Annotated in this window: 19 protein-coding genes; 13 read left to right on the forward strand and 6 right to left on the reverse strand. The window is 54.4% G+C overall.

What is annotated here, in order from left to right; genetic code table 11:
• Positions 1–35 precede the first annotated feature (35 nt).
• Positions 36–2,675, forward strand: coding sequence for a type I DNA topoisomerase (gene topA / locus HCX89_RS05740; RefSeq protein WP_025011036.1), 2,640 nt, complete (start codon positions 36–38; stop codon positions 2,673–2,675).
• Positions 2,676–2,947: 272 nt separating this feature from the next.
• On the opposite strand, the gene HCX89_RS05745 is transcribed toward topA, so the two are convergent.
• Positions 2,948–3,727, reverse strand: coding sequence for a hypothetical protein (locus HCX89_RS05745; protein WP_025011035.1), 780 nt, complete (start codon positions 3,725–3,727; stop codon positions 2,948–2,950).
• Between the two features lie 228 nt (positions 3,728–3,955).
• On the opposite strand from HCX89_RS05745, the gene cysB reads away from it, so the two are divergent.
• Both cysB and hutW read left to right on the forward strand, forming a co-directional pair.
• The gene (gene cysB, locus HCX89_RS05750) at positions 3,956–4,930 is read left to right on the forward strand and encodes an HTH-type transcriptional regulator CysB (protein WP_025011034.1); all 975 of its coding nucleotides are present in this window, start codon (positions 3,956–3,958) and stop codon (positions 4,928–4,930) included.
• A gap of 218 nt (positions 4,931–5,148) precedes the next feature.
• Positions 5,149–6,495: a heme anaerobic degradation radical SAM methyltransferase ChuW/HutW gene (gene hutW / locus HCX89_RS05755; RefSeq protein WP_071237561.1), complete on the forward strand. Its 1,347-nt coding sequence runs from the start codon at positions 5,149–5,151 to the stop codon at positions 6,493–6,495.
• Positions 6,496–6,650: 155 nt separating this feature from the next.
• On the opposite strand, the gene HCX89_RS05760 is transcribed toward hutW, so the two are convergent.
• On the reverse strand, positions 6,651–8,027 hold the full coding sequence (locus HCX89_RS05760) for an L-serine ammonia-lyase (RefSeq protein ID WP_025011033.1): 1,377 nt from the start codon (positions 8,025–8,027) through the stop codon (positions 6,651–6,653).
• A 298-nt stretch (positions 8,028–8,325) separates the two neighbouring features.
• Here HCX89_RS05760 and nagZ point away from each other — a divergent pair, with 298 nt between their 5' ends.
• The 3 genes from nagZ (at position 8,326) to HCX89_RS05775 (ending at position 10,565) form a co-directional block, all read left to right on the forward strand.
• On the forward strand, positions 8,326–9,342 hold the full coding sequence (nagZ, locus tag HCX89_RS05765) for a beta-N-acetylhexosaminidase (protein ID WP_167715342.1): 1,017 nt from the start codon (positions 8,326–8,328) through the stop codon (positions 9,340–9,342).
• An 83-nt stretch (positions 9,343–9,425) separates the two neighbouring features.
• Positions 9,426–9,986: an alpha/beta hydrolase YcfP gene (gene ycfP, locus HCX89_RS05770; RefSeq protein WP_028780489.1), complete on the forward strand. Its 561-nt coding sequence runs from the start codon at positions 9,426–9,428 to the stop codon at positions 9,984–9,986.
• A 306-nt stretch (positions 9,987–10,292) separates the two neighbouring features.
• Positions 10,293–10,565: an acylphosphatase gene (locus HCX89_RS05775; RefSeq protein WP_025011030.1), complete on the forward strand. Its 273-nt coding sequence runs from the start codon at positions 10,293–10,295 to the stop codon at positions 10,563–10,565.
• Here the strand turns inward: HCX89_RS05775 and HCX89_RS05780 are convergent, their stop codons facing one another.
• The 3 genes from HCX89_RS05780 to HCX89_RS22830 are packed head-to-tail and all read right to left on the reverse strand — an operon-like array spanning position 10,566 to position 15,798.
• The gene (locus HCX89_RS05780; protein WP_167715344.1) at positions 10,566–11,684 is read right to left on the reverse strand and encodes a CsiV family protein; all 1,119 of its coding nucleotides are present in this window, start codon (positions 11,682–11,684) and stop codon (positions 10,566–10,568) included. It lies immediately after the preceding gene.
• Positions 11,684–15,148 carry a transcription-repair coupling factor gene (gene mfd / locus HCX89_RS05785; RefSeq protein WP_167715345.1) on the reverse strand — a complete coding sequence of 1,155 codons (3,465 nt, stop codon included), beginning with the start codon at positions 15,146–15,148 and terminating at the stop codon, positions 11,684–11,686. The genes HCX89_RS05780 and mfd overlap by 1 nt, the downstream gene beginning before the upstream one ends.
• A gap of 53 nt (positions 15,149–15,201) precedes the next feature.
• Positions 15,202–15,798: a hypothetical protein gene (locus HCX89_RS22830; protein ID WP_254428355.1), complete on the reverse strand. Its 597-nt coding sequence runs from the start codon at positions 15,796–15,798 to the stop codon at positions 15,202–15,204.
• A 96-nt stretch (positions 15,799–15,894) separates the two neighbouring features.
• Between HCX89_RS22830 and HCX89_RS05800 the strand changes: the two genes are divergently transcribed.
• Genes HCX89_RS05800 through lolE form a run of 3 tightly spaced genes read left to right on the forward strand, consistent with a single transcriptional unit; the run spans position 15,895 to position 19,092 of the window.
• The gene (locus HCX89_RS05800) at positions 15,895–17,127 is read left to right on the forward strand and encodes a lipoprotein-releasing ABC transporter permease subunit (protein WP_071477435.1); all 1,233 of its coding nucleotides are present in this window, start codon (positions 15,895–15,897) and stop codon (positions 17,125–17,127) included.
• Positions 17,120–17,836 carry a lipoprotein-releasing ABC transporter ATP-binding protein LolD gene (gene lolD, locus HCX89_RS05805; RefSeq protein ID WP_025011027.1) on the forward strand — a complete coding sequence of 239 codons (717 nt, stop codon included), beginning with the start codon at positions 17,120–17,122 and terminating at the stop codon, positions 17,834–17,836. The genes HCX89_RS05800 and lolD overlap by 8 nt, the downstream gene beginning before the upstream one ends.
• Positions 17,833–19,092 (forward strand): lipoprotein-releasing ABC transporter permease subunit LolE, encoded by a 1,260-nt coding sequence (gene lolE, locus HCX89_RS05810; RefSeq protein ID WP_167715349.1) that lies wholly within the window; start codon positions 17,833–17,835, stop codon positions 19,090–19,092. Before lolD ends, lolE begins: the two co-directional genes overlap by 4 nt.
• 155 nt (positions 19,093–19,247) lie before the next feature.
• Here lolE and HCX89_RS05815 read toward each other — a convergent pair whose 3' ends face one another.
• The gene (locus HCX89_RS05815; RefSeq protein ID WP_025011025.1) at positions 19,248–19,754 is read right to left on the reverse strand and encodes a DUF2062 domain-containing protein; all 507 of its coding nucleotides are present in this window, start codon (positions 19,752–19,754) and stop codon (positions 19,248–19,250) included.
• Positions 19,755–19,831: 77 nt separating this feature from the next.
• Here HCX89_RS05815 and HCX89_RS05820 point away from each other — a divergent pair, with 77 nt between their 5' ends.
• From HCX89_RS05820 to HCX89_RS05835, 4 genes are read left to right on the forward strand one after another with little or no spacing between them, the layout of a single operon-like run.
• Complete coding sequence (locus tag HCX89_RS05820; protein WP_107005362.1) at positions 19,832–22,183, forward strand: DNA internalization-related competence protein ComEC/Rec2; 2,352 nt, start codon at positions 19,832–19,834, stop codon at positions 22,181–22,183.
• A gap of 33 nt (positions 22,184–22,216) precedes the next feature.
• Positions 22,217–24,016 carry a lipid A export permease/ATP-binding protein MsbA gene (gene msbA, locus HCX89_RS05825; protein WP_107005363.1) on the forward strand — a complete coding sequence of 600 codons (1,800 nt, stop codon included), beginning with the start codon at positions 22,217–22,219 and terminating at the stop codon, positions 24,014–24,016.
• Complete coding sequence (gene lpxK, locus HCX89_RS05830; protein ID WP_167715351.1) at positions 24,017–25,045, forward strand: tetraacyldisaccharide 4'-kinase; 1,029 nt, start codon at positions 24,017–24,019, stop codon at positions 25,043–25,045. It begins immediately after the preceding gene.
• Positions 25,035–25,214 carry a Trm112 family protein gene (locus HCX89_RS05835; protein ID WP_025011023.1) on the forward strand — a complete coding sequence of 60 codons (180 nt, stop codon included), beginning with the start codon at positions 25,035–25,037 and terminating at the stop codon, positions 25,212–25,214. The genes lpxK and HCX89_RS05835 overlap by 11 nt, the downstream gene beginning before the upstream one ends.
• Positions 25,215–25,348: the final 134 nt, after the last annotated feature.

Raw genomic sequence — 25,348 nt, forward strand, 5'->3', positions numbered from 1 at the left:
TCACCGTTCTGAGATCGTTTGGCGCAAATCACACTATGGGTAAATCGCTAGTTATTGTCGAATCGCCGGCCAAAGCCAAGACTATCAACAAATATCTTGGTAAAGAATTCATCGTTAAGTCGAGTGTGGGTCACATACGTGACTTGCCGACTTCCTCCTCCGCCGACGCCAACGGCAAGGCAAAAAGCGCAGCCGAAGTGCGTAAGATGTCGCCTGAAGAAAAGGCCAAGTACAAGAAGGTGAAAGAGAAAAAGGCTCTGGTTGCCCGTATGGGGGTTGATCCTGAGCACGGCTGGAAAGCCAACTACCAAATTCTGCCTGGTAAGGAGAAGGTGGTAAAAGAACTGCAAGCGCTGGCCGATTCCGCCGATGAAATCTATCTCGCGACGGATTTGGATAGAGAAGGGGAAGCGATTGCCTGGCATCTGCAGCAGGTGATAGGCGGCGACAATTCCCGTTATAAGCGGGTGGTGTTCAACGAGATCACCAAGAGTGCCATCCAGGATGCTTTCAGCAAACCCAGCGATCTCGACAACAATATGGTCAACGCTCAGCAGGCTCGACGTTTCCTCGATCGGGTAGTGGGCTTTATGGTTTCGCCGCTGCTGTGGAAAAAGGTTGCCAGAGGCCTCTCTGCCGGACGGGTTCAGTCGGTAGCAGTGCGTTTGGTGGTTGAGCGGGAAGCTGAAATTAAAGCCTTCGTGCCTGAAGAGTTCTGGGATCTGCACGCCCAGTTGGCGACCGCTACCGATGATGCTCTGACCATGCAAGTGGTCAAGCAAAACGGCAAGGCATTTGAGCCGGTCAATCAAGCCCAGGCGCTGGCTGCTGTGGCAGCACTGCAATCGGCCAGTTATGAGGTGATCGGCCGCGAAGACAAGGCCACTCAAAGCAAGCCCAGCGCTCCCTTTATTACCTCGACACTGCAGCAGGCCGCCAGTACCCGTCTCGGTTTTGGGGTGAAGAAGACCATGATGATGGCCCAGCGTCTCTATGAGGCGGGTCATATCACTTATATGCGTACCGACTCTACCAATCTGAGCCAGGAAGCGCTGGATAACGTCAGAGCCATGATTGCCAAAGAGTTCGGCGACAAGTACCTGCCGGATGCGCCTATTCGTTATGGCAGCAAAGAGGGCGCGCAAGAGGCTCACGAAGCGATTCGACCTTCAGATGTCTCTGTACACGCTGCGTCACTGACAGACATGGAGCGTGACGCTCAGCGGCTCTATGAGCTTATCTGGCGCCAGTTTGTTGCCTGTCAGATGACTCCGGCTCAATATGATGCCACCCGACTCACGGTCAAGGCCGGTGAATTTGAGCTGAAGGCCAGTGGTCGCACCCTGAAATTCGATGGTTGGACCCGGGTACAATCTGCGGTCAAACGCAAGAATGAAGATGAAGTCACCCTGCCATATCTGGCGGAGGGCGATAAACTGGATCTGAAACAACTGGATCCCAAACAGCACTTTACCAAGCCACCGGCGCGCTACAGCGAAGCCTCTCTGGTTAAAGAATTGGAAAAGCGCGGCATAGGTCGCCCTTCCACTTATGCCACTATTATTTCCACCATCCAGGATCGGGGCTATGTGAAGGTGGAAAACCGCCGTTTCTACGCCGAAAAGATGGGGGAAATTGTCAGTGAACGTCTGGTGGAAAACTTTGCCAACCTGATGAACTATGACTTTACCGCCGGAATGGAGCAGACCCTGGATAACGTTGCTCAGGGGCAACTCGACTGGAAACAGGTGCTTGATGGCTTCTACAAAGACTTCACCAAGCAGTTGCAACATGCCGAGCTGCCACCGGAAGAGGGTGGTATGCGCCCCAACCAGATGGTGCTGACAGACATAGCCTGTCCTACTTGTGGGCGCCCCATGGGGATCCGTACAGGCACTACAGGCGTGTTCCTGGGATGTTCCGGCTACGAATTGCCCCCGAAAGAGCGCTGCAAGACCACGCTGAACCTGACTCCGGGTGAAGAAGCGATCAGCGAGAGCGAAGATGCCGAAACCGAGGCGCTCAGGGCCAAGCATCGCTGTGGCATCTGTGGCACCGCCATGGACAGCTACCTGTTGGATGAAACCCGCAAGTTGCATGTTTGCGGTAACAATCCTGCCTGTCCTGGATATGAAGTCGAGAAGGGACAGTTCAAACTCAAGGGTTACGAAGGCCCGGTCATTGAATGTGACCGTTGCGGCAGCGATATGGAGCTGAAGAACGGCCGTTTCGGTAAGTATTTTGGCTGCACCAACAGCGAGTGCAAGAATACCCGTAAACTGCTCAAGAATGGCGAAGTGGCGCCACCCAAGGAAGATCCTATTCCATTGCCCGAGCTCAAGTGCAGCAAGTCAGACGCTCATTTCGTCTTGCGTGATGGTGCCTCGGGTATCTTCCTGGCCGCCAGCACGTTCCCGAGATCCCGTGAAACTCGGGCACCACTGGTCTCCGAGCTGGTGGAGTACCGCGAGTTGCTGTGGCCCAAATATCAGTTCCTGGCCGATGCGCCGGTGAAAGATGATGAAGGTAATCCGACTCTGGTGAAGTTCAGCCGCAAGACTAAAGAGCAGTACGTGGCCAGCGAAGTTGATGGTAAGGCAACCGGCTGGGTCGCCCACTATCGCGATGGCAAGTGGTTTGCTGAAAACAGCAAGAAAAAGAAAGCCAAGAGCTAAGCTCAACTGAATACTTGAGCCAATAACGCCCTGCAATTGCAGGGCGTTATTGTTTGTGAAAGTGTAAGTTGACCCTAAACGGGCTGTATCGGCAGCCTGGATTATTCGGAATAAATTAATCGAGATAGAATTGGCTGAGAGAACTTTGGGGATGAGTTACTTGGCTGGCAGAGTTCACTTGGCTAGGCAAAACCGACAGCAGCAACAAAAAGCACCCAAGAGGTGCTTTTTGTTGGAGTTTACCGGTAGTAGCTTAAGCTCAAGTTGACGGCTTACCACTTCTTCTTAGGCTGGAACAACACATCGATATCATCTTCATCATTTTTCTGTTTGGGGGCGCTGGGCTGAGCCATCTTTTGCGCGCCCATGATTTCATCGAGCAGTTGCTTGGCTTCATCCACTTTTCGGGCAATAAAGGGATCATTCGGAGTTTGTGCCTTGATGGTATGCAGGGTACTGAGTGCCTTGGTGACCATCTGCCTCGATGAGCCGTATTGTTTCATGTAACTGGCGGCGCGGGCGCGTGACAGCATGCTCTCCACATTGATCCTGAGTTGCAGGCTGTCAATGCGTCCTTCTTCAGCGGCAAATACTGTGGGATCGACTTTGCCCTTGTTATGCTCGGCGCGCAAAATCGCCTTGAGCTTTTTCAAGGTCTGTACCAGCACCAATACCTGACGATCGTTGTCAGGCAGGCGAAAGTTTTCAATGGCCGGTGTTTGAGGGCCGCTGCTTTGCAGATTGTTGATCAGTGCCTCAAGATCAGTCAGCCGCCGCTCATAATCCCCTTTCTGATTGGCTTTGCTCAGGGTAACGGCGATTCTTGCCGCATCCTGAATACGCTTGTAGAGCACCAAAACCATTTGTGAAGAGCAAGGGAACATGCCGGTATTGGAGAGGACTTCTTCGGTTTCGTCCAAAATAGCCCGTTGGCGAGCCAGCTCGGTACGACGTTCGGCCTCGGCTCGCTCTTTTTGTTGCTGAATAACATTGATGCCGATCACCAGCAGAAGAAGCGCGCCAATCAGCACCAGTACAAGAGTAAATGCCATAGCCTTTCCGTAAATTTTATAATTCTGTTAATGCTACAATAAATCAATAAACTAGCCTAGTTATCTTAGTCCAGCATGAGGTATCTGTCCTGAAGATAGTTCGCATTCGTGGCTATATTCCTGTTTGATTTAGTTATTGCTTTATACTATAACCATTGATTATAGATGTCCGGCATTACAACATTCAAATTCTGCTCCTGAATGGAGCAGAAATTCAAGGATCTAAAGATGAAACTGCAACAGCTCAGATATATTGCAGAAGTGGTCAATCACAACCTCAATGTTTCCGCTACCGCCGAAAACCTTTATACCTCTCAGCCAGGGATCAGTAAGCAGGTACGCATGTTGGAAGATGAACTGGGGATCCAGATCTTCGGTCGCAGCGGTAAACACTTGACCCATGTGACACCGGCCGGCGAGCAGGTCATCAAAATCGCCAATGATATTCTCGGTAAAGTCGAAAGTATCAAGAAAGTGGCCGAAGAGTACACCAAGCCGGATCAGGGGGAACTGAATATTGCCACCACAGATACTCAGGCCCGCTATGCTTTGCCGCAAATTATCCGCCAGTTTATTGAACGTTATCCCAAGGTAAATCTGCATATGCATCAGGGCACGCCATCGCAGATAAGTGAAGCGGCTGCTCGCGGGGACGCCGATTTTGCCATCGCCACCGAGGCGATGCATCTCTATTCCGACCTGATTATGTTGCCTTGTTACCACTGGAATCGTTCTGTGGTGGTATCCAGAGATCACCCTCTGGCCAGCCGCAGTCAGATCAGCATTGAAGAGCTGGCGCGCTTCCCCTTGGTCACTTATGTGTTCGGTTTTGATAAAGCCTCAGAAATTGAGCGTGGTTTCCATGGTGCCGGACTTGAGCCCAGAGTCGTCTTCAGCGCCACCAGTGCCGATGTGCTCAAGACTTATGTCAGATTGGGTCTCGGGGTTGGTGTGATAGCTTCCATGGCGATTGATCCTGTTATCGACAAGGATCTGGTGGCTATAGACGCCAGTCATCTGTTTGCCCACAGTACCACCAAGATAGGCTTTAGAAAGGGCAGCTTCCTGCGTAGTTATATGTATGACTTTATTGAACGATTTGCGCCGCACCTGACAAGGGATGTGGTGGAAAAGGCGGTTGCATTGCGTGATGCGCAGTTGATAGAGCAGATGTTCGCCGATGTCGAACTGCCGCTGCGCTGAGACCACTGCTTAACAGAACCGTCCACAAGTTGGGCGGTTTTTTATGCAGTTACAAGGTTGGAGAAGTAACTGCGATCATTGCACCTTGGGGATTATTTGACGTTCTCACTAAGCTCTTGGGTAAATTTCAGGAGCCGCTTCACAGTCTGTTGATCTGAATCAAAATAATGGTAATGATATTTATTATCATTTAAGTCTGTCGTTCAACGGACTTTCCGATGATTTTCACTCCTTCCATGACGGGGATCGCCAGCCCATCCCCCTTGCAGTTTGCTTTTAGCCCAAAACGTGCGCCCCATTCCCATGGCGGAGTCAGAGTTGAAGCTCAGCTTGATGCCGGCCAATGGCACGAGCTTTGGCAGCAAACCTCGACCAGCAGCCAGCGTGCTCTTTATCTGCACATCCCTTTTTGCCGAAAACGCTGTAGTTTCTGTAACTTTTTTGAAAATGGCGCCAAGCCGCAAAGAATAGCCGATTATGTTGAAGCCTTGAGCGCTGAGCTGCGCCGCGCCGGCCAAAATCCACTGGTGCAAAGCAGGCCTTTCCAGGCCGTCTACATAGGTGGCGGCACGCCGAGCGACATGACGGCCAGCCAAATCGCACTTCTGCTGCGTTCACTGACTGATTTCCCCTTGAGTGATGATGCGGAAATCACCCTGGAGGGGCGTCTCAACGGTTTTGGCGACGATAAATGGCAGGCGGCACTCAATGGTGGGGTTAATCGCTTTTCATTCGGGGTGCAGAGCTTTGATACCCAGGTGCGCCTTGCCGCGGGGCGTCTGGACTCAAGGGAAAAGGTCATAGAGCGTCTACAGCAACTCAGCCGCCGAAATGATGCACCTGTTATTGCCGATCTTATCTTTGGCTTGCCCTGGCAAGATGAGCGGGTGTGGCAGCAGGATATTGCCGATGTGATTGAAAGCGGCATTCACGGAGTGGATCTGTATCAGCTGATAACCTTGAGTGGCAGCCGTATTCAGCGCCAGCAGCAGAGTGAGGCTGAAGCGCCGCGTGCTGACAGTGCTACTCGCGCGCGGATGTACGCTTATGGTGCCAAGACTCTTGAGGCTGGCGCCTGGCAAGCTTTGTCCTGTAACCATTGGCGCAGAGATGTCAGAGAACGCAGCCGCTATAACCATATGGCCAAAGCCGGCGCCGAGATCATTCCCTTTGGTGCCGGTGCCGGCGGTAACATTCTCGGGTATGGCATCATGTATGGCCGTGAGCTTTCGGCCTGGCAGCAGGCGCTGAAGCTAGGGATCCGGCCACCGGCCCATATTACAGCGCCTGTGCCCAAAGGATTTGCCGGCACGATTAAGGGCGCTCTGGACTCAGGCTCCCTGGCATTTTCTCTCCTGCCTGACAGTCTGGTCGGTCACTTGATGCCGCTGTTTTTACGTTGGCAAAGCCATGGTTTGGCCGAGCTCAGTCAAACGGCCTTGGAGTTGTCTATGGCGGGGCGTTTTTGGAATGTCAGTATGCAGTCGGGCTTGTTTGAATACCTTGAGCGCAACCCGCCGGCGGAATATCCATCTGTTACACAGGAACGGGAAAATTGTGCTTAAGGTCTGCAAGCTATCAGAAAAAGAGGGTTACGGGCATAGGAAATCCTGTAAACAGGGGAGGCAGTAATGAGGCGTTGCCTGAGCAACGCCTCATATGAGCTTTGGTGAACGAATCTACTCTTGCTATCCCCTGAGTCAGCGCAGGGCGGCACCAATCAACATTCGACGATATTAACCGCCAGGCCGCCTTTGGCGGTTTCCTTGTACTTGCTGCGCATATCTTTGCCGGTATCCATCATGGTCTTGATCACCTTATCCAGGGAAACCTTATGATTACCGTCGCCGCGCAGCGCCATACGTGAAGCGTTGATCGCCTTGACGGCGCCCATGGCATTACGCTCGATACAGGGAACCTGTACCAGGCCGCCGACAGGATCGCAGGTCAACCCCAGATTGTGTTCCATACCGATTTCCGCCGCGTTTTCGACATGCTCGACCGTACCACCCATGATCTCGGTCAGTGCGGCTGCTGCCATGGAACAAGCCACGCCGACTTCGCCCTGACAACCAACCTCGGCTCCGGAAATGGAGGCGTTTTTCTTGTACAGAATACCTATGGCCGCGGCCGTCAATAGAAAGCGGCTACAGACATCTTCATCCACTTCCTGAACAAAGGTGTCGTAGTAGCAGAGCACGGCGGGGATGATACCGGCGGCGCCATTGGTCGGGGCCGTTACCACCCGATCGCCGGCGGCATTTTGCTCATTCACCGACAGGGCAAACAAGTCCACCCAATCCATGGCATTGAGGGGATCTATGTTGTTGCGGCCCTCAGCCTTGAGACGGCGATACAGCGCCGGGGCGCGGCGGCGCAGCTTGAGACCGCCGGGCAAAATACCTTCTTTCTGATAGCCTTTCTCCACGCAGGCCTTCATGGTTTGCCAGATATGCCACAGTTTGGCTTTGACTTCACTCTCTGGGGCTATGCTGAGCTCATTGGCCATCATCAGCGAAGAGATGCTCAGGCCATTGTCGCAGCACAGCTCCAAGAGTTCGCTGGCGGTATTGAAATCGTAAGGAGCCTGGGCAATGGGAGTCGCCGGAGAGGCGTTACGCTGCTGAATTTCATCCTCATCGAGAATAAAACCGCCGCCGACCGAATAGTAAGTGCGTTGATACAAACACTCTCCGGCCTTGAGGGCGTAGAGTGTCATGGCGTTGGCGTGTGCCGGCAGTGTCTTGCGTCTGTGGTAGGTGATGCCATCTTCGCGGGTAAACTTAACCTTACGGCCATCGCTGAGTGTCAGTGTCTGGCTGTCGGCCACCTCTGCCAGAATCGTCTCTATGCTGTCGGTATCGACGGTTTCCGGATCTTCCCCCATCAATCCCAGGATCACCGCCTTGCCGGTACCGTGGCCCTTGCCCGTTTGTCCAAGAGAGCCAAAAAGCTCGGCCTGCAGTTCGTCGACCTGTCCAAGTAAGTCATCTGCAGCCAGTTGTTCGATAAAGATTTTGCCCGCTTTCATCGGACCCACGGTATGGGAACTGGAGGGCCCTATACCTATCTTGAACATATCGAATACGCTAATCATTTGGTTAACCCTGTTGCTGTTTCGTTGTTATTTTAGTCATTGGGAGGCGCATTGCTCGCGCATACGCGGGTTTCGGAGTAACCTTGACCCAGAGTTACTCTGCCCATAGGGCAAGTATCCCATACTTTTGGCCTGGAATATCATTAGTTATTTTTATCAAGCTATGGTCGGATTAGCCTTGCTAACAATGGGATTGACCCTAGTCGCGCTATCCTGGCAGCCATACCTGTATCGGGGCTAACACCATTTCGTACCTTTTTCAGTCGCTTTCATGCGCGGTACCCTGTTGGAGATGTTTATGAGTCACTTAATGCTGGATCTTGCCTCTGTCGAGCTGACGCCAGAGGAGGCCTCTGTCCTGCAGCACCCGGCCGTTGGCGGCCTAATCCTTTTCAGCCGTAATTACCAAGACAGAGAGCAACTGATAGCCCTGATCCGTGCGGTTCGCAGTGTGCGTCCCGAACTGCTGATCGCCGTCGACCATGAAGGGGGCAGGGTACAGCGTTTTCGAAAGGGGTTTACCGAAATCCCAGCCATGGGCGATATATTGCCGGCCGCCGCAGGCTCGCTGGAGCTGGCGACAACCTGGGCCAAAGAGCTGGGCTTCCTGATGGCCGTTGAGCTCTTGGCTTGTGACATAGATTTAAGCTTTGCCCCTGTGCTCGATCTCAATGGTATCAGTCAGGTGATAGGCACTCGCAGTTTCGCCTCAAAGCCCGAGCAGGTCACGGCTCTGGCAGCGGCCTTTATTGAAGGCATGACTGAGGCCGGTATGGCCGCGGTGGGCAAACATTTTCCCGGCCACGGCAGCGTCGAGGCCGATTCCCATATTGCCCAGCCGGTCGACCCGCGCAGTTACCAAGAGATTGCCGAGTGTGACATGCAGCCTTTTTCACAGCTGATCGCCAGAGAGATGCTCCAAGGCATTATGCCGGCTCATGTCATTTATCCCGAAGTAGACCCTAACCCAGCCGGTTTTTCATCTTTTTGGCTCAAACAGGAGCTGCGCGGCAAATTGGCCTTTAACGGGGTGATTTTTTCGGACGATCTCGGCATGAAAGGGGCGGCGGTAGCCGGAGACTATCAGGCCAGGGCCAGAGCGGCACTGGATGCCGGCTGTAACATGGTATTGGTATGCAATGACCCTGAGGGTGCCAGAAGTCTTCTGGGGGACTTCCCTTGGCCAGAGAGCAATTCTTTCCCGGCTGCAACATTAAGGGCCGACCCCGTAAAGGTAATGCGTGCATTACAGGATGAAGTACGCTGGGACCGGGCCCGCGAGCTGGCGGCCAGAATTTCATCCACAAAAAATTGATTTGGCACAATATAGGTGCAAACTAACTTGGTTAGTTTGAAACCTGTATAACCATGACTGGAAATGAGACTTGAGGAAACAAAATGATTTTGTATTTTCACGGATTTGATGCCACCAGCCCGGGTAATCATGAAAAAGTCAGGCAGTTACAGTTTATTGATGATGATGTGCGTCTCATCAGCTACAGCACCCAGCATCCCAGACACGACATGCAGCATCTGCTGAATGAGGTCAGTAAACAGCTTAAACTCACCGATGACCCCCATCCATTGATCATAGGTGTGGGGCTGGGTGCCTATTGGGCCGAGCGAATCGCTTTTCTGTCCGGGCTCAAGGCGGTATTGGTCAACCCCAATCTGTGGCCGGAGGAAAATATGCCCGGCAAGATAGACAGGCCGGAAGAGTATGCCGATATTGCCAGCAAATGCGTGACCGATTTTCGCAGTAAGAACCGTAACCGTGCCCTGTGCCTGCTGTCGACCGAGGATGAGGTCTTGGATAGCACCCGCAGTCATGCCTTGCTCAGCCGCTATTATGAAGTGATTTGGGACAAACAACAGAGTCATAAGTTTGCTTCGCTGGCGAGCCATTTGACTCAGATAAAAGCCTTCAAGCAAACAGAGGGGGTTGAACGGGTAGGATAAATATCCACTCATACGGTAAATTGAGTGCTTTTTGTGATCCAAGTCACGAGAGTGCCTCCGGGTTGTTTTTCAGTTTGTTTCGCTGGTTGCATCGGGCCATTGACTGTGTAAAGTTACCAACCATGGCGAGTTTGATACAGAATGTTACATTCGGTTATTCATACAGTGCCAGACCTTTTGCGTATGTCGCCCGATGCAGCTAACACTCTTTTGTTAGCTGTTTTTTTTGCTTTTTTGTTAATCAACTGCTTGATTTATAAGCATGGCAACACAAGGCCACCAAGACAAGTCTACAAGGAGACGCCCATGAAGCGGGTGCTGCTGACTGTGAAAGGCAAGGTGCAGGGAGTCTGTTTCAGACGCTTTACCCAGCAAAAGGCTCAGTCACTTGGGGTGACAGGCTATGTGCGCAACAAAGAAGACGGTTCGGTGGAGGTGTTGGCGCAGGGCGCCTTCCCGGCGGTCGACCACTTGATTGCCTGGTGCGAGCAAGGGCCACCTCAGGCACGGGTCGATGGGGTGTATGTAGAGGAAGACGAGGCAGATGAGATCTACCTCGACTTCTCTATCAGTGATTGATCAGAGCTCTTCGCCACCATCGGCTTGAGTTTGGCTGCCCGGCTGGGCCATACGCCTTACCTGTAGGATCATCCCCATTCTGGGATGATCGAAGTAGTGTATTTCCCCGCTGCGAATACGGCGATTCTGTTCCATGGGAATGCTGTAAAGAAAGGGGGTTTGCAGTTCAGGTTCGCCTTCTTGGGTGGCCAGAGATTTAAAGCCGGCCTCCCTCAAATTAAAGCGGGTTTCCACATAGAGATAATGGCTGAGATAGATATTCAAAAGTCCATCGAACTCCCACACCGCCTTGGGCGTTTTGGGGACCATCAAGCTCCCAAGCGCTGCGTATTCCTCACTGCCCATTTGATTTGGTTCACTTAGGCCATTGCCTATTGCCTGCCCAGGCAGTTTGTCTTCCGACAAGCCATTCAAAGAGGAGCTTGAAGTCGTGTCCAACGGGCTCTGGGGTAAACCTGACTGCCTGAACTGCGAGCCAAAGTTACGGCCACCAAAGAGATGCATCGCCTCTGCTCTATGGCGGGGTTTCATCTGTTGCTGCCAGGTGAGGTGCAAAAGCCCTTTCAAACCGCTCTGCCGCTTGAGGGCATTGATAACACCGCCAAATTGGGCCCGACTCTCACTGAGCAGCAAGGCGCCGGGTTGGCTGGCTGTGCTGCTGTCTCTGGGACTGATATTCACAGGCAACTGCTTGGGCATACGGATTTCCGCTTGCTGCTGTTGGCAAGGCAAACCTGCGGCATCCGCTTGAGTCGTGTTATCGGTCTGGGCCAGAGATATCACTTGGCCTGCCTGAAGGGGACGGCCGCGCTGTGAGTCAAAGGTATCTTTATTGAGAGCCTTATTTGCTGCGCTGTCTGCGGATTGAGATTGCCATTGCGGATCACAGTCTCCCACAGCCATGCTGCTTGAGCTGATTTCGGTGGCGACCTGGGGAGTGATCAAGTCTATGGTCTTGTTCAGCTTGAGCTCCAGCGGCGTATCCGGCCACTTTTCCGTGCTTGGCCCGGGGCGCTCAAACAGGTATACCTCGACTTCGTACCAAGGGTATTGTGCCGCCTGCAATACAGGCGAAAGTGTCAGCCCCAGAGCCAGGGTTGCCAGCATATTTCGATACACTATTTTTCTCCCACAGTGTGTTGTGCCAGTTGTTGCAGCAGTAGACCCACCATCTCCAGGCGTTCTTTACTGCTTTCGGCCGCCAGGGTGAACTTTAACTTATTCGGTCCATCCATTCGATAGATTTGTGGCTGGGATTGCAACAGGCCAATGATAAAGCCGGGATCGATAATATGATCGTCACCGAACTCTACACTGCCGCCGCGGGCGTGAAAATCGAGTTTCTTCAGCCCGAGCGCGGTGGCCTGATGCTTGTACAGTGTCAGTTGCATCAGGTTACGGGTGGCTTCAGGCAACAAACCGAAACGGTCAATCAGTTCTACCTTGAGCTCATCGAGCGCCGCTTCCGTAGTGCAGTTGGCTATCCGTTTGTAGAGCGACAGGCGAATATTGACATCGCCCACATAGTCTTCCGGCAACAGCGCCGGGATCCTCAGCTCGATTTCGCACTGCTGGTTGAGCATCTGCGCCAGGGATGGCTCCTTGCCCTGTTTCAGCGCCTTGACCGCCGACTCCAGCATCTCCATATAGAGGCTGAAGCCTATCTTGGAGATATGGCCGCTCTGTTCATCCCCCAGCAATTCACCGGCACCGCGGATCTCCAGATCCTGAGTCGCCAGCATAAAGCCGGCGCCAAGATCTTCCAGAGCGTCAATCGCTTCCAGACGCTTGCGGGCATCTGAGGTCATGCGTTTCGGATGCGGGGTCATCAGATAGGCATAAGCCTGGTGATGGGAGCGGCCAACCCGACCCCTGAGCTGATGCAGCTGCGCCAACCCGAAGGTGTCGGCCCTCTCTATGATGATGGTGTTGGCGCTCGGCACATCGATACCGGTTTCAATAATGGTGGTACACACCAACACGTTGTAGCGTCTGTGGTAAAAATCGGACATTACCCGCTCCAGCTCGCGCTCACGCATCTGGCCGTGGGCCACTACCACTCTGGCATCGGGCAACAGCTCGCGCAGCTCCTCGGCGCGTTTCTCTATGCTCTCCACATTGTTGTGCAGGTAATAGACCTGGCCGCCACGGAGGATCTCCCGCTCTATGGCCTCACGGACACTGGCCTTGTCGTATTCGCGCACGAAAGTTTTCACCGCCAGGCGTTTGGCCGGCGGGGTGGCGATAATCGACAGATCCCGCATGCCGGACATGGCCATATTCAGGGTGCGGGGAATAGGGGTCGCCGTGAGGGTGAGAATGTCCACATTGGCCCTGAGCGCCTTGATCTTCTCTTTCTGCCGTACCCCGAACCTGTGCTCCTCATCTATGATAAGCAGGCCGAGGGCGTCAAATTTCACCTCGCTGTTGAGCAGCTTATGGGTGCCGATAACAATATCCACCTTGCCGTTTGCCAGATCGGCAATCACCTGTTGCTGCTCTTTGGCGGTGCGAAAACGGGACATGACTTCAATCTGCACCGGCCAGTCGGCGAACCTGTCCTTGAAGTTTTCATAGTGCTGCTGAGCCAGCAGAGTCGTGGGCACCAACACCACCACCTGCTTGCCGGCGTTGACGGCAACAAAGGCGGCGCGCATGGCCACTTCTGTCTTGCCAAAGCCCACGTCACCACAGATCAGACGGTCCATAGCCACCGGTGACTGCATATCAGCGAGAACGGCGGCGATGGAGGTTTCCTGATCCACTGTCTCTTCGAACGGGAAACCCTGGGCGAACAGGGCGTATTCGGCCTCATCCAGTTCACAGGCCTCGCCGGGGCGGGCCTGACGGCGAGCGTAAACATCCAGCAGCTCGGCGGCCACATCACGAATGCGCTCTATCGCCTTCTTCTTGGCCTTGGCCCAGCTCTCGTTGCCCAACTTGTTGAGGTTGGGGGATTCATCCGGTGCCACGGCGTAGCGGCTGATGAGGTGGAGTGACGACACAGGCACATAGAGTTTGTCGCCACCGGCGTATTCCAGCTTGAGGTACTCGGCTACCACGCCGCCGGTATCCAGGGTTTCCAGCCCCTGATAGAGGGCGACCCCGTGCTCCAGGTGCACTATGGGTTGGCCGACCGTGAGCTCGGCGAGGTTTTTAATCAGGGCATCGCTGCTGATCTGGCGCTGTTTTTCCCGCCGTCTCTGCTGGGAGATCCGCTGACCGAAGAGTTCGGTCTCGCAAATAATGCTCAGCTTGGGCTCATGGAGTATGCAGCCCTTGGCAAGGGGGGAGACGATTAACCCCAGCGGCGCATCCGAGTCGATAAACGCCTTGAGATGCGGGAACAGTACCGGGCGCAACTCTATCTTGGCCAGAAGCTCCATCAGCGCCTCGCGGCGGCCTTCGGATTCGGCGCTGAGCAGGACTCTGCCTGCCGAGGCAATATAATCGGCCAATGCTTGCAAGGGTTGCTTCAGCTTATGGTTGACCGAGATATCCGGCAGCGCGCTTACTGCAGCCAATTGCTGCTGTTTTTGGGCATCCACCTGGCTCAGTTGCAGTCTTGGCCAGCGCTTGAAGGCGGCAAACAGCTGCTCGGTCAACAGATATAGGTCTGCCGGAGCCAGCAGGGGCCGCAGCGGATCGACCCGCCTGTCTTCATAGCGATTGCGCACCTGAGTCAGGTGGGTGTCGGCGGCTTGCTGCAGGTCGCCCAGCGTCAGCAGTTGCACATCGCCGGCAAAATAGTCAAATAGTGTCGCGGTTTCATCAAAGAACAAGGGCAGGTAGTTTTCGATACCGGCGGGCATCAAATGGCGGCTCACCTGCTGATAGATGGACTCGGGCTCTTTAACCAATACTTCAAAATAGCGCCGATAACGCTGGCGGAAGCCTTCTATGGCCCGTTCATCTGTGGGGAACTCCTTGGCCGGCAGCATCCGTACCTGCGACAGGGGGTCCTTGGATAGCTGGGTTTCAGGATCGAAATGGCGAATCGATTCCACTTCATCATCGAACAGTTCAATTCGCAGCGGCTCGGCTGAGCCCATGGGAAAGATATCCAGAATCGAGCCGCGAATGGCAAATTCGCCATGTTCATAAACCTGGCCGACCAGATGGTAACCGGCGCTGACCAAGTGCTCGCGCATCTGTTGCAGGCTGTAGTTGTCGCCCTTATTCAGCAACATCACATTGGCCGACAGGAAAGACTTGGGCGGCAGTCGTACCATCAGGGTGTTGATAGGCACTATTACCAGGGCGCGCTTGGCACTTGGCAACCTTGACAGGGTTTCCAGCCGCTGGGAGATTAGATCCTGATGCGGCGAAAAGCTGTCGTAGGGCAGGGTCTCCCGGTCGGGAAACAACCACACTGGCAGGGTATCACCCAGAAGGTATTTGAGTTCGGCTTCCAGTGTCAGGGCGGTTGGCGTATCAGCAGTTACCAACAGGCTGACACCTTGATGTTGGCGGGCGAGGTTGGCCAAGGTCAGCGCGCGCTCCACGCCTTCGCCGAGGCCGAGATGGCGGATCTCGCCGGCCTTTGGGGCACCCTCAGGCGCCAGTACAGAAAACTTATTCATTGAAGATGTGATAACAGATTCATTCTGAATGGATTGCGCACCATTGTAGAGATTTAGGATGGCTCGTGCCAGTTGGGATCCTGACTGGCCCTACGCCGCTTGAGCTGCTTTTGTTGCACGCTGAGACTGGCCTTGACCAAGAGTTCGATATCGGCATCCTGGATCACCCGATAGTCGAGATCGGCCAGAAACTGGCCTTCATGGCTTGGGTCGGCGCGGCATTCCCGCACCGAGGCGATGCACTGCAAGGACAGGATTTCATCGCGAATAAACAGGGTCAGCTTGCAAAATGTACCGGCGTCCAGTGCCTGGGGTAACTGCACCCGCACGCCGCTGCCGCCAAATTGCACCCCGGGGCAGTGTTGGCCTTCGCGGCTCTCCTGCTCCAATACGTGCTGTAACACCAGATCTATCTTACGGGACTGGAGTTTGAGGTAGTCGACTATCGCCCGGCCCTCATCGCCGAGTTGCCTCAGCTGCATCAAACAGCCGGCTTCCTGCGCCTTGACCTCGCTCATCAGTTTCAAGCCGGTGGATTGCATCGCCAGCAGTTGGCTCTCGGTCGGCAAGGGAGCGTCCTTGGGCCAGAGGCTGAGATAGACATCGAAGGCGTGGGGCACGCTGAAGTATGGATTGGATTCAGGAAACAAGGTCCCGCCTCTTGTATTTACCCGGTCAATCCACCTATTATCGTGCCCACTTCATTGATTTAGCAAGCGCAGCGCACAGGACATGCTATCCCTCTCATGAATCCGGGACTCTCATTTTACATAGGTTATCGTTACTGGCGTGCCCGCAAGGCCAACGCTTTTGCTTCCTTTATTACCTTCTTCGCCGTCAGCGGGATTTTTCTCGGGGTGGCAGCATTGATTATTGTCAGCTCTGTGATGAACGGCCTGGAAGGCCAGCTCAAGACCCGAATCCTGGGGGCTATCCCACAACTGACGGTACATACAGACCACTCTTTTGACGACTGGCAGAGCTTTAAAGGCGATTTGCAACAATTGCCCGGCGTGCTTGGGCTGGCGCCCTCGGCGACCACCCAGGCGATGGCCCAGTCGGCCGACAATATCAGTGCGGTGCAGCTCTATGGCATCTACCCGGAGGCCGAGAAAAATCTTTCGGTTGTAGCCAAACACGCCTATCTGGATGCCTTTGATTCGCTCCGCAGCGGCAGCTACCGGGTGTTGTTGGGCTCAGAGCTGGCACGGCGGCTCAATGTTGCCACCGGTGACAAGCTGCGTCTGCTCAGCGGTGATGGTGTGGTGTACTCGCCGCTTGGGCCTGTTCCCAGCCAGCGAATTTTTGAAGTGGCGGGTATTTTTGAGATGGGTTCTCAGGTCGATGCCGGGGTGGCTTTTCTGCACTATGAAGATGCCCGCCGCTTGATGCGTCAGTCGCCAAAGCAAATTCAGGATCTCAGGCTGTTTCTGAGCGACCCCTTCAGCGCCCCGGCGCTGGCACCCAAGGTTGAACATTTGTTCGAAGATAAGGGAGTCGAGGTAAGCGTCAGCGACTGGCGTGACAGTTATGGCCATCTCTTCGCCGCGGTGAAGATGGAAAAGAACATGATGTCTTTGATGTTAAGCCTGATTGTCGCAGTGGCCGCCTTCAATATCGTCTCGGCGTTGGTGATGATGGTGGTGGATAAAACTGCCGATGTCGCCGTGCTCAAGACCCAGGGGCTGGGCAGGCTGGACATCATGACCATTTTTATCTCCCAAGGCTCTCTCAATGCCCTGATAGGCTTGGCGCTGGGCCTAGGGGTTGGCATAGTGGCCACCCTCAACATCAATCCGCTGCTGTCGACCTTGGGGATCGCCGTATTGGGCGCCGGGCAGAGGTTACCTGTGCAGCTGGAACCGCAGCAACTGGTGCTTATCGCCATCGGCACTCTGCTGATGACCCTGGCCGCCACCTTGTACCCGGCTATTCGGGCCGCCCGGGTAGAACCTGCGACTGCACTTAGATATGAATAAGAGAATCAATACCATGCAACAAGCCGCGCTCCTTGAAGCCAAAGCCGTCAGCAAGAGTTATCAGGAAGGCAAGCTCAGCACCAAGGTGCTCGAGCAGGTCGACCTCAAGGTGTATCCGGGGGAGCAGTTGGCGATTGTCGGCAGTTCGGGCTCGGGCAAGAGTACCTTACTGCATATTCTTGGCACCTTGGATAGGCCTTCTGCCGGTCAGGTGTTGCTCGAAGGCGAGGACTTATACAAGGCCTCGGCTTCCCGCCAGGCACAGCTGCGCAATCAGGCGATGGGCTTTATCTACCAGTTTCATCATCTGTTACCCGAATTCAACGCTCTGGAAAACGTGGCCATGCCGGGGCTGATTGCCGGTCGACCCAAGGCGGAAGTGCGAGCGCAGGCCAGGGCCTTGCTCGAAAGAGTGGGGCTGGGACATAGATTGGATCACACCCCGGCGGAGCTTTCCGGCGGTGAGCGCCAGCGGGTGGCCATTGCCAGGGCCTTGATCAACGGCCCAAAAGTGGTACTTGCCGATGAACCTACGGGTAACCTGGATGCCCACAGCGGCGAGGCTGTCTATGAGCTTATCCGCGAGCTGGCCTCGCAACTGGGCACGGCTTTTGTGGTGGTAACCCATGATCATCAACTGGCGGCAAGGATGGATAGGCAGCTGCAGATGGTCGATGGTCGTTTGTCGGCGCCGGAGGCGGGCCAATGACGGCGCATCCCGCCTTGCTGCCCCTGGTCATCGGCTGGCGCTTTTACCGTGCCCGCCAGAGCAGCAGTTTTATCAGTTTTATCTCTTTTGCCTCCACCGCAGGTATCGCCCTCGGGGTCGCCGTGCTTATTCTGGTGCTGTCGGCGATGAACGGCTTTGAGAGCGAGCTGGAGCAGCGCCTGCTCGGGGTTGTGCCCCAGGGGGAGTTGAGCCAGGTCCGTGAACCTATTCATGACTGGCGTCAGATAGTGTCGGACGCCGAGCAAATCGACGGCATCAGCGCCGCCGCTCCGCTGGTACGTATGCAGGGGTTGGTGCAAAAACCGGGCGGTTTTGTCGGCTTGTCTGTGGTGGGGATTAACCCCGAGGCCGAAGCGCGGGTTTCGACCCTGAGTCAGTATCTGACACAGGAAAGCTGGCAGAGCCTTGAGGGCGACAGCAATCATATCGTGCTGGGCCAGGGGATGCTGGACAAACTGGGACTTAAGGTGGGTGATCGCCTGACCCTCTATCTGCCATCACCCCATGGCAAGGGCAGTGGTCAACTGGCGCAGGCTCGCAGTCATTCACTGTTGATAAGCGGCAGCTTTCGTCTCGGCGGCGAGCTTGAATACACCACGGCTTATGTGCCCATGGCCTATGCCCAGCGCCTGCTTGGGCTTGGAGACGAGGTGACCGGGGTGAGAATCAAGGTTGAGCGGGTATTTGAAGCGCCGCGGCTGATTCGCGAGCTGGGTTATGCCCAGAGCCAGACTTTGTATCTCAACGACTGGACCCGCACCCAGGGCCACCTCTACCAGGACATTCAGCTGGTGCGCACCGTCATGTATCTGGTGCTGGCATTGGTAATAGGTGTGGCCTGTTTCAACATAGTCTCCACCCTGGTAATGGCGGTGCGTGACAAGGCTTCGGAAATCGCCATCTTGATGACCATGGGACTTAAGCGCGGCGCCGTGATGCAGGTATTTATTGTCCAGGGTGCGCTCAATGGTGTGCTCGGCTGCGCCATAGGAACCTTGCTGGGGGTACTGCTGGCCAAGAATCTCTCGGCCATCGCCAAGGGGATTGAGCAGTTGACCGGGCATAAGTTGCTCTCGGGGGATATCTATTTTATCGATTTTTTGCCATCCAGGCTCGAGTTGGCGGACGTACTGGTCGTGGTGGCTATGGCGCTGCTGATGAGTCTGCTGGCTACCTTGTATCCGGCGTTCAGGGCCAGTCGAATAGCCCCGGCCACCGCCCTGGCCGGGCGCTGATAAGCGACAGGCACATCCTAAATAGCAAGAACCCGGCCATCGCCGGGTTCTTGGTTTTGGTTGGCTGAACATGCTTTGGGTTGCCAAGTTTGGTCAGCGCTAAGACTAGGTATCCCTGAATTGTGCCGCTCCAGTGATGTTACTGCCAGCAGCAATTACTTGCGTCGTTTTTGCCACTGCAGATAGATGGAGTACTGCCAGGCACTCTTGATCACAAAATATCCCGTCAGGGCGCTGACCACACCCAACACCAAGCAGCCGAGCAGGAAAGGTGGGCCTATGGTACTGATGGAGGATTCTATCCAGGCCCAACTGGCTTCGAAGGTAAACTGCTGCGGCGGGTGATTGAGCAGCTTGGCGCCTATTAAGTAGGCCAGGTAAAACATGGGCGGCATAGTCACAGGGTTGGTAATCCAAACCAAGGCGACCGACACCGGCAGATTGACGTGGAAGTAGATTGCCAGCGCGGCGGCCAACACCATTTGGAACGGCATCGGCATCCAGGCAACAAACAGGCCTATGGCGAAGGCGCCGGGGGCAGAGCGGCGATTCAGTGCCCAGAGGTTGGGTTTGTTCAGCAGACTGCCGAAGATCTTGAGGTGTTTATGATTCCTCAGTTTCTCCGGATCGGGCATGAATCTCTGAATGATCTTTTTTGGCATAGGCTTGGATTGCTGTCTTAAATTACTCAATGATGAATCAATGCTTATCGGGCTTTTGCATCGCTGTACTCTCGGCCATGCTTTGGCCTTGGATACCGCCCTTATTCTCATTGCCAATTATTGCAGTGCTGCTGGTCTTGTGCCTCAGAGTCTTGAGCGGGAGCTGGGTTCCCAAGGGAAGTGCTTTGCTCTATGGTGCTTTGGGCGGCGTGCTGTGGGTCAGTGTTTACTGTCAGTTAGTTATTGATATTAAAAGCCTTACTGACTCATCATCCAGCTCTGAAACGTCTGTTACTCAGACACTGCGGGGCGAAATCATATCACTAGTTTCTGCAAACGGCGACTGGATCCGTATGGATATTCGGCCAATTGATGATAATTCTCCAACCCTGTTGGCACCCCTGGCCTCCATGTGGCGTTTGAGCTGGCAGGGGGATGCATTGCCGTCACCGCAATTGGGTGAGGTGTGGCAGTTTGAAGTCAAACCCAGAACCTTCGCCGCCGTGCTTAATCAGGGCGGCTTCAATCGTCAGCGCTATCTGCTCGGCGAGCGAATAGCTGCCAGAGGCCAGGTGATATCAGGTGAGCGGCTGTTGCCATCAACTGGGCTCAGGGCCCGATTGGTCACAGAGTTAACTCCAATATTGGCCGAAATCGATGGCGGCGATCTGCTGCTGGCGCTGACCTTGGGTGAGCGGTCACTCTTTTCCAAGGCGCGCTGGCAAGAGCTGCGCCAGTCCGGCAATGCCCACCTGGTGGCGATTTCTGGGTTGCATCTTTCGGTGGTCGCTTTCTGGTGTTATCTGCTGAGTTTTGGAGCGCTCAAACGTTGGGCACCCACCTATGGGCGGCGCAATTTGGTGTTGGCATCTTTGGCGGCGTTGCTGATGGCACTCTTTTATGCCTATCTGGCGGGCTTTGCCATTGCCACCCAAAGAGCCTTGCTGATGCTGTTTTTGCTGGTGCTCTCTTCATTAATGATGCGCTATGCCTCGGCCTGGGATCGGCTGCTGTGGGCGCTGGCCTGTGTGCTCTTGATTGACCCCTTGGCCAGTCTCAGCGGCGGCTTTTGGTTGTCATTCTCGGCACTGGCGTTAATTTTGCTGAGCCTTAACCATCAAGTTCATAATCCTAACGCTCTGGAGCAGGAGCAAGTGCTGACCCACTGGCCTGCCAAGCTCAAGCGCTGGGCCTTGGCATTTTGGGCGATACAGTGGCGCCTTTGTCTGGGGCTGTCGTTACTGCAGGCGGTACTCTTTGGCGCCGTGACAGTTCACAGCCTGTGGCTCAACTTGCTGCTGGTGCCTTGGTTCAGTTTACTGGTGATCCCTCTGGCGCTACTGGCACTGCTGCTGTGGTCGATTTTTTCCGCTCTCGGCATGGATGCAGTGGCACTCATGCCTTGGCAATTGGCGTCTCTCAGTCTCTGGCCGGTGCAAAAATTATGGCAGTTCAATAGTCAGCTTCCCGGCGGCTGGCTCATGTTGCCGCAGGCTCTCAGCGCCGCGGCGCTGTTGCTGTTTCCGGCATGGCTTTGTTGGCGTTTACTGCCCAAGGGGCGGGGAGTGGCCATGCTGCTGATATTGCCCTTTGTACTGCAGCTCGGGCTATGGCTTGGACTGCTCAAATCCAAGGGCTGGCAGTTACATATGTTGGATGTGGGGCAGGGGCTGGCTGTGGTGGTACAAAAGGGGCCTAATGCATTGCTCTATGATACAGGTGCGGCTTTTGGCGAGCGTTTCAGCTACGCAGAGCGGGTGATAGTGCCTTTCCTTGGCGCCAAAGGCGTGACCAAGCTCGATTTCCTTATTGTCAGCCATGGCGATAATGACCACGCCGGTGGTACCCAAGTGCTGATGCAGGCCTTTGACCAGGCAGGGTTGATAACCGATGTCCCTGAGCTCAAGAGCAGTCATCCAAAGCGTTGGCACAGGGGCTGCCGTCCGGGGATGTTCGAGTGGCAAGGGATAGAGCTGAACTTTCTCGGCCCCGAGCAGGCAGAGCCAGGCAACAACGGTTCCTGCGTGCTGCAACTCTTCGATGGACATCATAGGGTGCTGCTGCCGGGGGACATAGAGCTGGCCGCCGAGGTTGCCTTATTGCACAAAAAAGGCTCACTTGAGAGCGATATTTTACTGGCGCCCCATCATGGCAGCCGCACTTCATCTCACCCTGAGTTTATCGGTGCTGTGGCGCCGAAATGGGTGTTGTTTGCTGCCGGATATGGCAATCGTTGGGGGTTTCCCAAAGAGGAGATACGTTTGAGATATCACGCCTTTGGGGCCCAAGCCTTGATTTCCGGCGAGCTGGGGCAGGTGAGTATCCACTTTGATAGCCAAGGTTATACAGTGCACAGTTACCGCGAGGATCTGGCGCCATTTTGGTATAACCGCTTGTTTGGGTTTGGTATGGCAGGGAATCCAGAGTAGAATGGCGACTTTGTCATAAATATAGTTTCGCTGATGAGCACATCTCAACAACGTGAAGTCTGGACGGTTTTCAGACGTTTGCTGTCCTACCTCAAGCCTCTCAAAGGGGTATTTATCATCTCGATTCTGGCGTTGATCACCTATGGGGTTGTGGACGCTACTTTTATCGCTTTTGTGAAACCTTTTATTGATGAAGGGTTTGCCAATAATTCGGTCGTTGCCGGCGTGGAGCTGGGCACCTCCAAAGGGTTTAATGCCAGCTCGGATGTGTTGACCATGGCCCCCTTCGTGGTAGTGGGGCTGTTCAGTCTTAGGGGATTGGCCAACTTTGTCTCTACCTATGGCATCTCTTATATCAGTGCCAAGCTTATTCAGGATATGCGTCAGCAGGTGTTTGAACACATACTGTCGCTGCCTGTCAGCTATATGGACAAGGAAAACACGGGTTCCTTGATCTCCAAAGTAACCTTTGACACAGAGCAAATTGCCAGAGCCTCCGGCAGCGCGCTGATCACTCTGGTGAGAGACAGTGTCACTGTCATCGGCATGCTGGGGTTGATGTTCTATTACTCCTGGAAGCTGTCGCTTTGCATTCTGATCATTGGTCCTTTCATCGGGGTGGTGATTGCCGTTGTCAGTCGCCGCTTCCGTAAGGTATCGCGGCAGATCCAGGGCGCCATGGGGTCAGTGACTGCAGTGACTGAGCAGATGATCAAGGGCCACAAGAACGTGTTGTCTTTCGGCGGTCAGAAGACTGAGGCTGAGCGTTTTGCCAAAGTTAACGATCAAAACCGCTATCAGAACATGAAGTTGGCAGCGGCCCAGGCCATCAGCCAACCGCTTATTATGATCATAGGTTCCTTTGCATTGGCCTTTGTACTCTATGCTGCCAGCTTTGACAGCCTGAAGGATGAACTGACCGCGGGTACCTTTGCCACTATCCTGGGTGCCATGCTCGCCATGCTGCAGCCCATCAAGAACCTCACCCGGGTTAACGCCGAGTTTCAACGCGGTATTGCTGCCTGTACCACAGTGTTTGAGTTGCTGGATACTCCGGGGGAGTCCGATAGCGGCACTCACACAGTAGAGCGGGTTGAGGGTAATCTGCGTTTCGATAACGTCAGCTTTGGTTATCCGGGGCAGGAGCGTCTGGCGCTTGAGAATATCGACTTTGAAGTGCATCAGGGGCAGACTCTGGCGCTGGTGGGTCGCTCAGGCTCGGGTAAGTCGACCATCGCCAGTCTGGTGACCCGTTTTTACACAGGGCTGAAACAGGGGGAGATCACCCTGGATGATGTCAGTATTTACGACTATTCACTCAAGTGTCTGCGTAGCCAGGTCGCTTTGGTGTCGCAACAGGTCACTCTTTTCAACGACACCATAGCCAATAATATCGCCTATGCCTATCCAGGTGAGGCGACTCGCGAACAGATAGAAAACGCCGCCAAATTGGCCTATGCGATGGAGTTTATCGAAACCTTGCCCCAAGGACTGGATACCGAGATAGGTGAAAACGGCGTGATGTTGTCCGGAGGTCAACGCCAGCGGATCGCCATTGCCAGAGCCATCCTCAGGGATGCCCCTGTGTTGATCCTCGATGAAGCGACCTCGGCACTGGATACCGAATCAGAGAAGGCGATTCAAAAGGGGCTGGATAACCTGCGCCGCAATCGTACCTCGATAGTTATTGCCCACAGGCTGTCGACCATTGAAAGTGCCGATCAGATTTTGGTGGTCGATCAGGGCAAGATCCTCGAGCGCGGCACGCATCAGAGCTTGCTGGAAAAGGATGGGACGTACGCCAAGTTGTACCAGATGCAATTCGGAGGTTAAGTGGAAGCTCTGCTTAACCGTATCTGGTATCAGAAGCATTGGGCAAGGTGGTTGCTTTGGCCGCTTTCCTGGTTGTTTGCCTTGCTCAGTGGCCTGAGACGCCTGGGGTTTAAACTTGGACTCAAGGCCTCGCAAGCTTTGCCCGTACCCGTGATCATTGTCGGCAACATTACCGTCGGCGGCAGTGGCAAGACGCCTACCGTTATCTATCTGATTGAGTTGCTCAGGCACTATGGTTACCACCCCGGGGTAATAAGCCGTGGTTATGGCAGTGGTCAAACCGAGCCGAGACTTGTGCCCCAAGGCGCCAATCCAACGGATTTTGGTGATGAGCCGGCGATGATAGTGGCCCGCACTCAAGTGCCTATGGCTGTGGGAGTAGATCGTATAGCCACCGCCGAGTTGCTGCTGGCGTCCGCTGAGGTGGATATTATTATCAGCGATGATGGTTTGCAGCATTATCGACTGGCGCGGGATATTGAAGTGGTGGTGCTCGATGCCAGCCGCCGCTTGGGTAATGGCATGTTATTGCCAGCAGGTCCCTTGAGAGAGGGTGAATGGCGCTTGGAGAGTGCCGATTTCGTTATTCACAACGGCGCAGCCAGCGATACCGTCAGAGAGTTTGGTATGCAGCTCATTCCCGGTGCAGTACTGAGTGTCGCAGGGGAAAACCAGACTCAGGCCCCCACAGCGCCTATGGCGGTAAAAGCCATGGCCGGTATCGGTAATCCGGAACGTTTTTTTGAAACTCTCTCTCAGATGGGGTTCAAGCTCGAAGCCCAAGAGGTCTTTGCCGATCATCAGGCCTACAGTCTGAAGGCCTTGACGCCGCTTGGTGATGAACTGCCGCTGCTGATGACAGAAAAAGATGCGATCAAGTGTCGCGAATTTGCAAAACAACACTGGTGGTATTTGGCCGTCAATGCCAAGCTATCACCCCAATTCGATGCCCAATTGCTGACTCGGGTGCGAGAGGCAATGGCAAGCAAACAAAAGGCAAACCAAAAAGGACAGTCTGATGGCGTTTGATAAGAAACTATTGGAAATCGTAGCCTGCCCCATATGTAAAGGCAGACTGGAGTATGACAAGCAGGCACAGCAACTCATCTGTAAGGCAGATAGGCTGGCTTATCCTATCAATGATGGGATCCCTGTGCTGCTGGCTGACAAGGCCGAGCCTTGGCAGGAAAAGCAATAACAGCCCCTGTCCGATCCCCCCAATCCGCAACAGCGGATTGGGGTCTACATTTCTACTTCCCTCCCTGGCATCGTCTCCCTCTTTTGTATTAGTTGTTGTGTTTGGAAATTGTTAATTTCATTCATCAATTGTTT

This window comes from Shewanella sp. Iso12, from assembly GCF_012030025.1.
Lineage (GTDB): Bacteria > Pseudomonadota > Gammaproteobacteria > Enterobacterales > Shewanellaceae > Shewanella > Shewanella algae.